This window comes from Pseudomonas sp. 1 R 17, assembly GCF_900067035.1.
Taxonomy (GTDB): Bacteria; Pseudomonadota; Gammaproteobacteria; order Pseudomonadales; family Pseudomonadaceae; genus Aquipseudomonas; species Aquipseudomonas marginalis.
The window spans coordinates 33,359-47,430 of sequence record NZ_FKLB01000016.1 but is presented as its reverse complement, the minus strand read 5'-3'; the positions used below and the strand labels follow the sequence as shown (position 1 = coordinate 47,430).

Below are 14,072 nucleotides of genomic sequence, written 5' to 3'. Positions count from 1 at the left end.
GCCTTGATCTGCTGGTCGGCATTGCCCTTCTCCCAGCCATCGCGCAGCAACCAGCCGAACGAAGAGTGGGCTCCACGGGCGCTGATATTGATGTTCTCGGCGACGCTGGACAGCGGAATGATGCCTTCCTTCTTGCGATCTTCCGGGCACAGCAGCACACCGGCGGCGATGGCGTCGCGGGGTGAGCGCAGTTGCAGGGCCTCCCCGCATAACTCAAGGCTGCCGGCGCTGGCGCGTTCCAAGCCGCTGAGCAAACGGAACAACTCCGTGCGCCCTGCCCCCACCAGGCCGAACAGACCGAGAATCTCGCCCTTGCGCACCTCAAAACTGACCGGCTCACGCAAACCCGGACCCAGCAAACCGTCGACCTTGAGCGCCACCTCACCGTGCTCGCGCGGGCGGTAGTCGTAGATGTCCTGGATGTCGCGGCCGACCATGCAGGTCACCAACTGGTCGTGGGTCAACGCGCTCATGTCGTCGAAGGTGCGCACGTAACGGCCGTCCTTGAACACCGTGACCGCGTTGCAGATGCGGAACACCTCTTCCATGCGGTGCGACACGTAGAGCACCACTTTGCCCTCGTCCCGCAGGCGCGTAATGATCGCCATCAAGCGGTCGATCTCCCGCGCCGACAGGCTGCTGGTCGGTTCGTCGAAGGCAATCACATGGGCGCCACGGGACAGCGCCTTGGCAATTTCCACCAGTTGGCGCTGGCCCAGGGACAGGCGCCCGAGTTTTTCCTCGGGGTCGATTTCATCCGCCAGGCCCTTGAGGCAAGCCAGGGCCTGCTTGCGCAACAGGCCCCGGTTGACCACGCCGAAGCGCGAGGGCAAATGCCCGAGGAACAGGTTTTCGGCGACGGTCATTTCCGGCACCAGGTGCAGCTCCTGGTGGATCACCGCCACGCCGCTGGCGATGCTGTCGGCGGCGCATTTGAACGCCATGGTCTGCGCGCCGATCTGCACCGTGCCGCTGCTGGGAATATAGGCGCCGCCGAGGATCTTCAGCAGCGTCGACTTGCCCGCACCGTTCTCGCCCATCAGGGCGTGCACCTGCCCCGGGTGGGCGGTGAAGCTGATGCCGTCCAGCGCCTTGACCCCGGGAAAGGTTTTGCCGATAGCGTCGAAACGCAGGGCCGCCGCCGTCATTTCCACAGCCCGATCTTGGTCAGTTCTTCCTGGAAGTTGGCGCGGGTGATCAGGGTCACTTCATCCATGGCCGTGTACTTCGGCGGTTCGGTGCCCTTGGTGACCCACTCGTACATCATCAGCGCGGTGTTGTAGCCTTCGATGTGCGGGCTTGGCAGCATGGAGCCGAAGAAGCCGCTGTTGGCCTTCTTCAATTCGCCGATGGCGTCGGTGCCATTGATGCCGATGCCGATCACATTGGCGGCGGCGAAACCGGCGCTTTCAGTGGCGCGCACGCCGCCGAGCACGGTGTTGTCGTTCATGCCGCCGATGATCAGGTTTTTCGCGCCGCTGGGCAGCTTGACCAGGGCCGAGTTGGTGGCGTCCATGCTGCCGGGGACGTCGAGGGTTTTCAGCGCGGCGGTGAGGATATGGTCCTTGGGAATGCCGGCTTCTTCCAGGGATTTGATCGAGCCATCGGTGCGTTTTTTGCCGGTGTCGAGTTCATTGAAGGTGTTGATCACCGCGTAGGTGTCCTTCCAGTCCCAACCGCGTTTTTTCGCTTCGGCGGCCATGGCCGCGCCTTGTTTCTGGCCCACTTCAAACGCGGCCATGCCCAGGTACGGCACGTCTTCCATGAAGTTGCCCTTGGCGTCGACAAAGCGATCATCCACGGCAATCACTTTCAGGCCGTTGGCCTTGGCCTTGGCGACGATGGCCGGGCCCAGGGACACATCCGGCGGGCAGATCACAAAGCCCTTGGCGCCGTTGGCGGCCAGGCTGTCGATGGCCGAGAGGGTTTTCTCGCCATCGGGCACGGCGATCTTGATCACGGTAAAGCCATGTTCCTTGCCGGCTTTTTCGGCAAAGGCCCATTCGGTCTGGAACCACGGTTCCTCGGCCTGTTTGACCAGGAAGCCGATCTTCACTTCTTCAGCGGCCAGCAACAGCCCGCTCAAGCTCATGGCCGAGACCGCCACAGCGGCGCAGCACAGGGAACGGATACCACGACGACGATGATTCATACGGGTGACTCCTTGTTGTTGTTTTTTGTTTGCTGTTTTTTGTAGGAGCGAGGGGGACGCCTAGTTCTTGCTCGCGAAAAACGTTAACGATGACGCGTACATCCTGAATGCACGCGGCGCGCTCAGGCTTTTCGCGAGCAAGCTCGCTCCTACAGTGAAGCGGTGCAGCTAACCGGCAAAGCGATGGCAAGGCATGCCGGGTACATCGACTTCGATGGCCAGCACCGCACCGTCCAGAGGGTGATCCAATGGGCTGGCGGCGCTGGTGATATACAAAGTGGTGAGGTTGGGGCCACCGAATACGCAACTGGTGGGGCGACTCACGGGCAACTCGATAATGCGGTCCACCTCCCCCTCGGGCGTCAGGCGCAGCAGGCAACTGCCGTCCCAACGGGCGTTCCAGATGTAGCCTTGACTGTCCATGGCCGAGCCGTCCGGCCCGCCACGCTCATGGGGGCCGAACCACACCTGTGCCGGCTCGAGTTGGCCGTCGGCCTGGATCGAATACTGGTAGAGCGTGGCGTCCAGGCTGTCGCCGAAATGCACCTGGCGGCCGTCCTCGCTCCACAGTAAGGTGTTGGGAATGCCCAGGCCGTGAAGCAACGGCGTGACCTGCGCATCCGCATTGATGCGAAACAGGCCGCCGGAGCGCCGCGTGATCGGCAAGTCTTCGCCGTGTTCGCCGATGTTGTTCTGCATGGTGCCCAGCCACAGGCGGCCCAGGGCATCGCAGCGCGCTTCATTGCCACGGTTGCCCGGTTGCGGGTCGGCCACGCACAACAGGGTCAGGGCTTCGGTGGCCAGGTCCAGACGGTAGACACCGCTGCTCAGGGTCACCAGCGCATCACCGCGTTCGCACGGGATAAACGCCGAAACGTGCTCGGGCAACTGCCAGATCTGCAACTGCCCGTCCATCAGGCGCAGGGCCTGTTTGCCGGCGATATTGACCCAGTACAGCGCCTGGGTCGGCACGTCCCAGAACGGGCCTTCCCCCAGTTGCGCACGGTGCTCAGTGACAGCGGTACACGACATGACGCCTCCTGATAAGTGTTTACAGCGAGTCGCGGGATGGCGTGCCATCCACCAGGCGCTGGATGCGCAACGGGTTGGCGTTTTTCAACGCGTCAGGCAGCAGGCTATCCGGGTAGTTCTGGAAGCACACCGGACGCAGGAAACGGTCGATGGCCAAGGTGCCGACCGAGGTGCCACGGGCATCCGACGTCGCCGGATACGGGCCGCCGTGCACCATCGAATCGCAGACTTCGACGCCGGTCGGGTAGCCGTTGAGCAGGATGCGCCCGACTTTCTGTTCCAGCAGCGGCGTGAGTTCGGCGAACTGTTGAAAGTCTGCCGGTTCGCCAATGATCGTCGCCGTGAGCTGGCCGTGCAGGCCGTGCAAGGCAGCGCTGAGTTGGGCTTGATCAGCAACTTCGACAAACACCGTGGTAGGGCCGAAGACTTCTTCCTGCAGCACTTCATCGCCATCGATCAGCAAGCGCACATCGGCCTTGAACAGCTGCGGTTGCGCCTGATTGCCCGCCTGGGTGCTACCGGCCAAATGCTGAATGCCAGGGTGCGCCAGGAGTTTTTCCAGGCCTTTGCCGTAGCTGCTCAGGATGCCGGCATTGAGCATGGTTTGCGCCGGTTGCTCACCGATCAGTTGGGCGACCTGTTGGGTAAACGCGGTGAACTGCGGCGAAGCGATACCGATCACCAGGCCAGGGTTGGTGCAGAACTGGCCGCAGCCTTGCACCACCGACGCGGTCAGATCCCGAGCGACAGCATCCGCCCGCGCTTGCAGGGCCTGGGGTAGGACGATCACCGGGTTGATGCTCGACATCTCGGCAAACACCGGGATCGGCTGCGGGCGTGCCGCGGCCATATCGCACAAGGCGCGACCGCCCTTGAGCGAGCCGGTAAAGCCCACTGCCTGGATCGCCGGGTGCTTGACCAGCGCCTCACCGACGCCGCCGCCGAAGATCATATTGAACACACCGGCGGGCATCTCGGTGGCTTCAGCCGCACGGATGATGGCATTGGCCACCTGTTCAGCCGTGGCCATATGCCCGCTGTGGGCCTTGAACACCACGGGGCAGCCCGCCGCCAGCGCCGCAGCGGTATCACCACCGGCCGTGGAAAACGCCAGGGGGAAGTTGCTCGCGCCAAACACGGCCACCGGGCCCAGGCCAATGCGGTATTGGCGCAGGTCCGGGCGTGGCAGCGGCTGGCGATCGGGTAACGCCTTGTCGATGCGTGCGCCGTAGAAATCACCGCGACGCAGCACCGTGGCGAACAGGCGCATCTGGCCACTGGTACGCCCACGCTCGCCTTTGATACGGGCGGCAGGCAGCGCGGTTTCGCGGCAGACCAGCTCGATGAAGTTATCGCTCAGGCCATCCAGCTCGTCGGCGATCGCGTCCAGGAACTGCGCACGGCGCGCGGCACTCAACGCACGGTACGCCGGATACGCAGCGGCGGCGGCCTTGGCGGCGGCGTCGACTTCTTCCGGCGTGGCCTGATAGAAATCCTGCGGCAAGGTTTCGCCCGTGCTGGCATCGACGCTGTGCAGCTTGACGCTGCCGTTGGCGCTGCGCTGGCCGCCGATGTAGTTGTGGCCGAGGAACTGGGTCATGTTGATCTCCTTAAAGGGGGGTGACTTGGCCGGGTTCAAAGGCCGCATCGCTGCTGCCGACGCCATTGACCAACGGCGCGCCGAACTCGGCCTGGCTGATCTCGAACACATCGCCCGGTTGGGTACGTATACCATCGGCGAATGACAGCGTGGCGGTACCGAAGAAGTGAATATGCACATCGCCCGGCTTGAGGAACTGGCGGTATTTGAAGTGGTGGTACTCAAGATTTTCCAGGCTGTGGCACATATTGGCCTCGCCACTGAGGAATTCGTTCCGCCAGATTTCCTCGCCGTTACGCAGGATGCGGCTGGTGCCGGCCAGGTGCTGGGGCAACTCGCCCACGCGCAGTTCGGGGCCGTAGCTGCAGCTGCGCAGCTTGGAATGGGCCAGGTACAGGTAGTTTTTGCGCTCCATGATGTGGTCGGAGAACTCGTTGCCCACTGCAAACCCCAGGCGATAGGGCTTGCTGTCCGGGCCGATTACATACAGGCCGCCGATTTCCGGTTCTTCACCGGCGTCTTCGGCAAACGGTGGCACCGGGAAGGCTTCGCCTGGGCGCACGACGATGCTGCCGTCGCCCTTGTAGAACCATTCCGGTTGCACACCGGCCTGGCCGGCAGCGGGCTTGCCGCCCTCCACGCCCCATTTGAAGATGCGCATGGTGTCGGTCAAGGCGCTCTCATCGCCGGCCTGCTGGTGCATTTTGTCCCGCGCCGAGGCGCTGCCCAGGTGGGTCAGGCCGGTGCCGCTGATGAGCATATGGGCCGGGTCCGGGTGGTCCAGCGGTGGCAAAATCTTCAGGTCGGCCAGCAGTGCGGCGTAGTCATGGCTGTCGCCCAGGCCCAGGCTCTCGACCTGCTGCTGCAACTTGACGCCCGCCTCGATGGCGGCCAGCGCCAGTTCGCGCACGCTGCGCGCGGTACGCACTTCGCGCACTGTGGCGCCTTCTACAACGCCGACCCGGCGTTCACCGTTGCTTGACTCGAACTGAACTAAACGCATCAGACTTCTCCCAGATTAAGTACGTGTGGCGCCACGGGCGCTGGCGGCGAATTGATCGGCGGGCAGTACGTGCTTGCGCTCCAGCAGGCGGTAGACCACGCCGGTCAAGACCAGCCCGAACACCATGACCCCGGACAGGAAGTACAAGCCCGAGGCGAGGTTGCCGGTGTATTCCTTGAGCGCACCGATCACGAACGGACCGATATAGCCGCCGAGGTTGCCCACCGAGTTGATCAAGGCAATGCCCGCCGCCGCACTGGCGCCGGCAAAGAAGCGCCCCGGCAAGGTCCAGAACACGGCGGTGCAGGAAAACATCGCAAACGCCGCCAGGCACAGCGCGGCCATTTGCAGCACCGGCACACTCAGCCAGGCGCTGAAAAACAGGCCGATGGCGCCCAGCACATACAGCACGGCCAGGTGGCCGTAGCGATCATTCAGGCGGTCGGAACTGCGCGGGATGATCAGCAGGCCGATGATGCCGAAGATGTACGGCACGGCGGAGATAAAGCCGGTGACCAGGTCGGTGCCGCCAAACTGTTTGATCAGGGTCGGCAACCACAGGCCCAGGCCGTAAATGCTCAGGGTCACCGGCAGGTAGAACAGCGCCAGCAGCAACACGCGTTTGTCCTTGAGGGCATGCAGCGGGTTGCCGTGGCGGGTCTGGCCGTAGGCTTGCAGGTCCTTGGCCAATTCATCGGTGAGCCAGGTTTTTTCCGCGTCGCTCATCCATTTGACCTGCTTGGGGCCATCCGGCAGGTAGCGCAGCACTGGCCAGGTGAGCAGGATCGCCGGGGTGCCGATCACGATGAACAGCCACTGCCAGCCATGCAGGCCGAGGATGCCGTCCATGCCCAGCAGGCCGCCGGACACCGGGCCGGTGATCATCATCGCAATCGGTTGGGAGAGGATGAACAGCCCGAGGATCTTGCCGCGATGGCGCACCGGGAACCATTGGGTGATGTAGTACAGGACGCCGGGAAAGAACCCGGCTTCGGCAGCGCCGAGCAGGAAGCGCATCACATAAAAGCTGTGCGGCCCTTGCACGAAGGCCATGCCGATGGTGATCGCGCCCCAGGTGATCATGATCCGCGCGAACCAACGCCGTGCGCCGAAGCGGTCGAGCATCAGGTTGCTGGGGATCTCGAAGAGGAAGTAGCCAATGAAGAACAACCCCGCGCCCAGGCCATAGGCCGCATCGCCGATACCGACGTCGGCGCCCATGTGCAGCTTGGCAAACCCCACGGCGGAACGGTCCACGTAGGCGATCAGGTACAGCAGGATCAGGAAGGGAATCAGTTTCAGCGTGATGCGCCGAATAAGCCGCAGTTCCTGGCTCATGGGGTCGATCTCCGATTGTTGTTTTTATAGAAGCTCGGGGGACGCCTCTCGCGGAAATCCGCCAGGGTCATACCTCAGTTAAGCCAGACTATATAGTAGGACTATTTGCAAAACAACTCTTCCAAAGCATCGATTTTGCGCTTATGTTTAAGCACGCATAGAACATATAGTCATACAATAAGAGAATCGATCATGTCTGATAAAAAGCCCGGCCTACGCTCCGCCCAGTGGTTTGGTACCGCCGACAAAAACGGCTTCATGTACCGTAGCTGGATGAAGAACCAGGGCATTGCCGACCATCAGTTCCATGGCAAGCCGATCATCGGCATCTGCAATACCTGGTCGGAGCTGACCCCGTGCAATGCGCATTTCCGCCAGATCGCCGAGCACGTCAAACGTGGCGTGATCGAGGCCGGTGGCTTCCCGGTGGAATTCCCGGTGTTCTCCAACGGCGAATCCAACCTGCGCCCCACCGCCATGCTCACTCGCAACCTGGCGAGCATGGACGTGGAGGAAGCCATCCGCGGCAACCCGATTGACGGTGTGGTGTTGCTGACCGGCTGCGACAAGACCACCCCAGCCCTGCTGATGGGCGCCGCCAGTTGCGACGTACCGGCCATCGTGGTCACCGGTGGGCCGATGCTCAACGGCAAGCACAAGGGCCAGGACATCGGCTCGGGCACCGTGGTGTGGCAGCTCAGTGAACAGGTCAAGGCCGGCACCATTACCCTGGATGATTTCCTCGCGGCCGAAGGCGGCATGTCGCGCTCGGCGGGCACCTGTAACACCATGGGCACTGCGTCGACCATGGCCTGCATGGCCGAGGCACTGGGCACGTCCCTGCCCCACAACGCGGCGATCCCGGCGGTGGATGCGCGGCGTTATGTGCTGGCCCATATGTCCGGCATGCGTGCGGTAGAGATGGTGCGCGAAGACTTGAAGCTGTCGAAGATCCTCACCAAGGAGGCGTTTGAAAACGCCATCCGCGTGAACGCCGCCATCGGTGGTTCGACCAACGCCGTGATCCACTTGAAAGCCATCGCCGGGCGCATCGGCGTCGAGCTCGACCTGGACGACTGGACCCGCATCGGTCGCGGCATGCCGACCATCGTCGACCTGCAACCGTCGGGGCGCTTCCTGATGGAAGAGTTCTACTACGCCGGCGGCCTGCCCGCCGTGCTGCGTCGCCTCGGTGAAGCCAACCTGATCCCGCACCCGAACGCCTTGACCGTCAACGGCAAGACCCTCGGCGAGAACACCAAGGACTCGCCGATCTACGGCCAGGACGAAGTGATCCGCACCCTCGACAACCCGATCCGCGCCGACGGCGGCATTTGCGTGTTGCGCGGCAACCTGGCGCCACTCGGCGCGGTGCTCAAGCCGTCGGCAGCCAGCGCCGAGCTGATGCAGCATCGCGGCCGTGCGGTGGTGTTCGAGAACTTCGACATGTACAAGGCGCGCATCAACGACCCTGAACTGGACGTGGACGCCAACTCGATCCTGGTCATGAAAAACTGCGGGCCCAAGGGTTACCCAGGCATGGCCGAAGTCGGCAACATGGGTTTGCCGGCGAAACTGCTGGCCCAAGGCGTGACCGATATGGTGCGGATCTCCGACGCGCGCATGAGTGGCACCGCCTACGGCACCGTGGTCTTGCATGTGGCGCCGGAAGCCGCTGCCGGTGGACCGTTGGCCACCGTGAAGGAAGGTGACTGGATCGAACTCGACTGCGCCAATGGCCGCCTGCACCTGGACATCCCCGACGCAGAGCTGGCGGCGCGCATGGCCGACCTGAAACCGCCGCAGAACCTGATCGTCGGCGGCTACCGCCAGTTGTACATCGATCATGTGCTGCAGGCCGACCAGGGTTGCGACTTTGACTTCCTGGTGGGTTGCCGTGGGGCTGAAGTCCCCCGGCATTCCCACTAATTGGGATGCTATGATGCCGCGAATTTAAGTCAGAGCATCCCTGTCGTTATGGATCACCAGCCGCCCAAGCCGCGCAAGAGCATGCATGCCCAGATCGTTCAGGACTTGGGCATGCACATCGTTTCAGGTCGCTTCAAGCCCGAAGAACGGCTGCCCATGGAGGCCACGCTCTGCGAGGAGTACAAGGTCAGCCGTTCGGTGTTGCGCGAGGCGACCCGGGTGCTCAGCGCCAAGGGCCTGGTGTATTCCAAGCCGCGGGTGGGCGCGGTGGTGCGGCCGCGCTTGAAATGGCACCTGCTCGACCCGGACGTGTTGTCCTGGCTGATGCAGTCCACGCCCCACAGTGAATTCTTCAATACCCTGGCCGGTGTGCGGCGCATCCTCGAGCCGGAGATCGCCGCCATGGCCGCGACCACCGCCACCGATGAAGACATCGCCACCATCGAAAAAGCCTACCAGGGCATGGAAACCGCGCAGACCCACGAACAGCTGCTGCAGGCCGACCTGGACTTCCACCGCGCCATTGCCGATGCCACCCGCAACGACCTGCTCGCCTATATGTGCAACATGCTGTCGTTGCCGCTGCGCGAGTCGATCAACATCACCAACCGCCGCCCGGACATCCAGGGCCTGAGCCTGCCCCGGCACAAGGCGATCCTCACCGCGATCCAGAACCGCGACGCCCTCGGCGCGCGGCATGCGTCGCTGGTGCAGCTGGATGACACGCGGGTGGCGTTGGATACGGTGATGAATGTGCTGACGCCGCTATAACCCGATAGAGCCTCCACGCTCAACTCGGCGCAAGGGTCAACGCGTCGACATCACGGCCGACTTGACCGGTAGTTCGGAATATTGCGGGTGCTGCTTGACGAAGGTGCGAACGGACTGCTCCTGTCGATCCACCACACAGATGCCAATGCTGGGGTAATCAACGGTGCAGGTCCCCAACGCAAGGAGTCCGCAGTTTTTCACGCCATAGATCGCGGCCGGGCGAGCCGCGAGCGGGCAACCATAGGTCATTTCGCCCACGTAATTGATTTGTCCATTGGTGACGGTAAAGCGCAGCGGCTTCGAGTAGGGTCCCATCACGCCACGACGCGAGCCAAGGTCACTGACTTCATAGGTGCCTCCAGGCAACCATGCCGAGTAGTAGTCCTTGGGGCCCCAGCCATAGTCTTTGCCGGTGTCCACATTGTGAAAGCTCATCCAGGTTCCGTAGGGCCCACCCTCGATCAGTGCGCCCAGGACAAGACCTGCGTTTTCGGCGGAATAGACTTTTGAATCCAATGCCATTTCAGGTGGCAATGCCGAGCAGGCACTCATCAAGGCCACGGTTCCGATCACAAACAACTGACTTATTTTGCGCATTCAATCCTCGGTCCATCGAAAAAAGTTCAACTTTGCCAGTATCATGCGGCACTTCTCAACATCGGCGTTAAGGATGACCCCCCTTCCATGAGTAATTTATTTGCAGGCCGTGCGCTCGGCGCAACATTTTTCGCGTTGATATTGAGCGGCTGCAGCGTGTCGGGTACGTACCCCGATGCCACCGGACCGGATGCTGCCAAGCTACGATTTGTCAGCGACATGAGCAGCGCCACGCTGAGTGTAATAGATGCGCAACATTGCGATGGACAGACCACCGGCATCCTTAACAATCTGTTCCTGGCCAACACCCGCAGGCGGGCGGACATGTCGATGCCGCCGGTCTCCGAAAAAACGCCCTACCTGGAAATCCGCTTGCCCGCCAACAAAGAACTGTTCCTGCACTTGAATACCCAAGGCACAGGTTCGGTGTGCGGCATGGCTTTCACCCTCACTCCGCAAAACGGCGCGGAATACGAGGTGACGTTCACTGGCGCAGGCCGCCAGTGTGTGACGACACTCAAACGTCTGCATTCAGTAAAAGGCCAGGTGGTGCGCTCACCGGTCCCGGTGATCAATAAAGGGCTGCCCAGCTGCGTAGGTGCCAATGCGCTGTTCCCCGCGCCGCCGAAAGGCCTCCCCGCCACCCCGGAGCGTGATGCCTTGGCCGAGCAGATTATCGCCCCGAGCATCATTGCGGAAATGAAACCCCAGGCCAGCCCGCTGGACGACAGCGCGCGCGATCACGCAACTGATCTGGTGGTCAACAAGCGCAAGGCCCAGATGAACCTTGATCTGCCGGATGCCTATTGGGCGCAGTATCGTCAGAACGTCGTGAACTACCTGGTCCAGGCTCAGGGCGTAAAGGCCAAAGCACTTGAGCAGTACAAGGTTGAGTACCGTGCGCGCCTCTCACGGCTGGACACGCCCACGTTAAGAACCCTGGTGCCCGATACCCCGGCCACCGACATCACTCAGGCATTGGCTGTCAACGGTGCGATGCTGCAGTACTACCGGCAGTTGAATGGATTGCTGGAGAAAGAAGCAATGGCCGACAACTGGGCACACATGGCCGAATTGGATAAGCGTTATGGCGTGTGTGAGCGGTATGCGCAGTGCTGGCAGAATTGAAGGACCTGACGACGCCTTGTGAAACTTAACGCCAAGGGCTTGGTGTATGCCAAGCCCGGATGGGCGCGGTGGATCAGTCACAGCGTCATCGGCCGATCTACCGTCATCGGGGCATAGGTATCTACACATTTTGAGCAAGCTTGCGCATAGATACCGTCTTATCAAATACCGCGCAATATCACGTCGAGAATGTGTAGATACCCATGGTCATCGGGGGCAAGCCCCCTCCCACATTGAAACCGTGTAGGCCGTTAGAGGGTGTAGGCGATGCCGACCTGCACCGTGCGCGGTTCGCCGGGGTAGGCGTATACGTTGCCGAACGCACCTTCTTCATAGTCGCGATTGAACAGGTTCTTCACGTCCAGGTTCAGCCGCACCTTGTCGTTGACCTTGTAGTAGCTGAGCAGGTCGACCACGGTGTAGGCATCCATCGAGAAGGCGTTGTTGGAGGTCTGCCCGGCCCGTTCATCCACATACTTGCCACCCGCGCCGAGGCCCAGGCCCTTGAGGGCGCCGTCCTGGAACTCGTAGACGTTGAGCAGGCTGAAGCTGTTACGCGGGATGTTCAGCAAGCGCGTGCCGCTGCGCAGGGTGTTGTCCTTGGTCACTTCGGCATCCACGTAGGCGTAGCCACCGATCACACGCCACTCGGGGGTGATATTGCCCGCCACGTTCAGGTCGAAACCACGGCTGCGCAGCTGGCCGGCGGCGACGCTGAAGGTGGAGTCGAGAGGGTCGGTGGTGAGCACGTTTTTCTTCTCGATCTGGTAGATCGCGGCGTCGACACTCAGTTGACGGTCCAGGGCTTCCCACTTGATGCCCATCTCGTAGGATTTGCCTTTCTCCGGTTCAAAACCACCGCCCTGGCGACTGGCGCCGGTGTTGGGCTTGAACGAACGCGCGGCGTCGGCGTAGACCGCAACGGTGTCGGTGAGGTCGTAGATCACGCCCACGCGTGGGGTGACGGCGTTGTCGCTGGCTTCCCAGCTTTTACCGCCCGGCACGTAGGTGTGGTAGTCGTGTTCAAAGCGCTCGAAGCGTGCGCCGGCGAGCACTTTAAGGCGCTCGGTCAGGGCCACCTGATCCTGCACGAAGGCCGCGTAGGTCTTGAGGTTTTCCTTGTCGTGGGTCGGCGTGCGCGTGAGGTTCGGGCGCGCCTGGCCGTAGACCGGGTTGAAGATGTCGATTGAATAAGCACCCACTGCGCCGCTGGAGCGCTGGATGATCGACTTGTAGTCGTAGTCTTCGAATTCGACGCCGGTGAGCAAGGTGTGGTCGAAACCACCGGTGGAGAAATGCCCGGTGAGGTTGAGCTGAGTGTCCTTGTCGGTCCACTCCAGTTTGCGATAGTTGAAGTTGCGGCCCAGGGTGCGACCGTCGGCGGCCAGGCCGTTGGCTTCAATGGCATTGCCTTGCAAGGTGCCGTCCAGCCATTGGAAACCACCGCCCAGGGTCCAGCTGTCATTGAGCAGGTGCTCGAAACGCAGCTGGGCCATGCTGTTGTCGTTGTGCAGTTTGCCGACGTCTTTTTCACCCCAGAAGGTGTCGCGCGAGGCAGTGCCTTTTTGATTGGGGTAGCGCGTCAGGCCACGGTCCAGCGGGTGGTTGTTGCGCATGAAGTCGCCTTCGAAGATCACCTTGGTGTCATCGCTGGCCTGCCAGGTGATCACCGGGGTCACGCCGTAGCGTTCGGTCTCGACGTGATCACGGAACGTGTCACCGCCCTCGCCCACCACGTTCAGGCGATAGGCCAGGCGACCTTGTTCGTCCAGCGGGCCGGAAGCGTCGAGGGTGGCGCGCTGCATGCCCTGGTCATCCAGTTGGCTGCCGAGGGTCACGGTCGGCTCGGCCAGCGGTTGCTTGGACACCACGTTGAAGGTGCCGCCGGGATCGCCACGGCCATACAGCATGGTCGCCGGGCCGCGCAGCACTTCGAGGCGTTCGATGGTGTTGGCGTCCGGCATGTTCGGGTAACCGCGGTTGATCGGGAAACCGTTGCGGTAGAACTCGCCGGTGGTGAAGCCACGTACGGTGAAGGTGGTGAGCCCCTGGCCGCCGAAGTTATTGGCGCGGCCGACGCCACCGGCGTAGTCCAGGGCGTCCTGCAAACGGGTGGCGCCGATGTCTTCGACCACATCCTTGGACACGACGCTGATGGACTGCGGGGTTTCATGAATCGAGGTGTCAGTGCGCGTCGCACTCGCCGAACGTGTGGCGTGGTAGCCCTTGACCGGCCCTTGAGCCGTCTCGTAGTCCGCCTCGCCGGTGACATTGGTGGCTTGCAGCTCAAGACTGGCCTTGTCGGCAGGGACAACCTCGGCCCAGGTAAACGGGGAAAACGCCTGAAGCACGCAGAGGGAAATCAGGGTACGACGCATGGATGTTGAACCTAGTGAATGAGCCAGATGGGGCGGCAAACCTGCCAAAAATTCGCGCGAATGGTATACCAATCCATTCGCGTTTGACATCTGTTCTCATTCGCTATTTTTCAGGTAACCCCTTGGTATCGACATGCAGGAAGT

At 62.1% G+C, this 14,072-nt stretch carries 11 protein-coding genes and 1 pseudogene; 4 read left to right on the top strand and 8 right to left on the bottom strand.

Annotated features, from left to right (window positions below; translation table 11 throughout):
* Both BFP99_RS01995 and BFP99_RS01990 read right to left on the bottom strand, forming a co-directional pair.
* Positions 1-1,148 (bottom strand): ATP-binding cassette domain-containing protein (locus BFP99_RS01995; RefSeq protein ID WP_065946556.1); only part of this gene is annotated, 1,148 nt, incomplete at its 3' end.
* On the bottom strand, positions 1,145-2,152 hold the full coding sequence (locus tag BFP99_RS01990; RefSeq protein WP_065926374.1) for a substrate-binding domain-containing protein: 1,008 nt from the start codon (positions 2,150-2,152) through the stop codon (positions 1,145-1,147). The genes BFP99_RS01990 and BFP99_RS01995, both read right to left, overlap by 4 nt.
* A 67-nt stretch (positions 2,153-2,219) precedes the next feature.
* Here BFP99_RS01990 and BFP99_RS33495 point away from each other — a divergent pair.
* A pseudogene (locus BFP99_RS33495) lies at positions 2,220-2,309 on the top strand (outer membrane lipoprotein carrier protein LolA); the annotation flags it as partial.
* 11 nt (positions 2,310-2,320) lie between these two features.
* Here the strand turns inward: BFP99_RS33495 and BFP99_RS01985 are convergent.
* From BFP99_RS01985 to BFP99_RS01970, 4 genes are read right to left on the bottom strand one after another with little or no spacing between them, the layout of a single operon-like run.
* Positions 2,321-3,184, bottom strand: coding sequence for an SMP-30/gluconolactonase/LRE family protein (locus BFP99_RS01985; protein WP_065926375.1), 864 nt, complete (start codon positions 3,182-3,184; stop codon positions 2,321-2,323).
* 19 nt (positions 3,185-3,203) lie between these two features.
* Positions 3,204-4,784, bottom strand: a complete 1,581-nt coding sequence (locus BFP99_RS01980) for an aldehyde dehydrogenase (NADP(+)) (RefSeq protein ID WP_065946555.1) — start codon at positions 4,782-4,784, stop codon at positions 3,204-3,206.
* Between the two features lie 10 nt (positions 4,785-4,794).
* The gene (araD1, locus tag BFP99_RS01975) at positions 4,795-5,787 is read right to left on the bottom strand and encodes an AraD1 family protein (RefSeq protein WP_065926377.1); all 993 of its coding nucleotides are present in this window, start codon (positions 5,785-5,787) and stop codon (positions 4,795-4,797) included.
* 15 nt (positions 5,788-5,802) lie between these two features.
* Positions 5,803-7,125 (bottom strand): MFS transporter, encoded by a 1,323-nt coding sequence (locus BFP99_RS01970; protein ID WP_053139479.1) that lies wholly within the window; start codon positions 7,123-7,125, stop codon positions 5,803-5,805.
* A 192-nt stretch (positions 7,126-7,317) separates the two neighbouring features.
* Between BFP99_RS01970 and BFP99_RS01965 the strand changes: the two genes are divergently transcribed.
* A complete protein-coding gene (locus BFP99_RS01965) occupies positions 7,318-9,054 on the top strand; it encodes an IlvD/Edd family dehydratase (RefSeq protein WP_027603618.1) in 1,737 nt (578 codons plus the stop codon).
* 48 nt (positions 9,055-9,102) lie between these two features.
* Positions 9,103-9,825, top strand: coding sequence for a FadR/GntR family transcriptional regulator (locus tag BFP99_RS01960; RefSeq protein ID WP_065926379.1), 723 nt, complete (start codon positions 9,103-9,105; stop codon positions 9,823-9,825).
* A gap of 36 nt (positions 9,826-9,861) precedes the next feature.
* Here BFP99_RS01960 and BFP99_RS01955 read toward each other — a convergent pair whose 3' ends face one another.
* Positions 9,862-10,422: a hypothetical protein gene (locus BFP99_RS01955; protein WP_027603616.1), complete on the bottom strand. Its 561-nt coding sequence runs from the start codon at positions 10,420-10,422 to the stop codon at positions 9,862-9,864.
* Between the two features lie 87 nt (positions 10,423-10,509).
* Here BFP99_RS01955 and BFP99_RS31635 point away from each other — a divergent pair, with 87 nt between their 5' ends.
* Positions 10,510-11,550, top strand: coding sequence for a hypothetical protein (locus tag BFP99_RS31635; protein WP_083221121.1), 1,041 nt, complete (start codon positions 10,510-10,512; stop codon positions 11,548-11,550).
* Positions 11,551-11,801: 251 nt separating this feature from the next.
* Here BFP99_RS31635 and BFP99_RS01945 read toward each other — a convergent pair whose 3' ends face one another.
* A complete protein-coding gene (locus BFP99_RS01945; RefSeq protein WP_065946554.1) occupies positions 11,802-13,928 on the bottom strand; it encodes a TonB-dependent siderophore receptor in 2,127 nt (708 codons plus the stop codon).
* Positions 13,929-14,072: the final 144 nt, after the last annotated feature.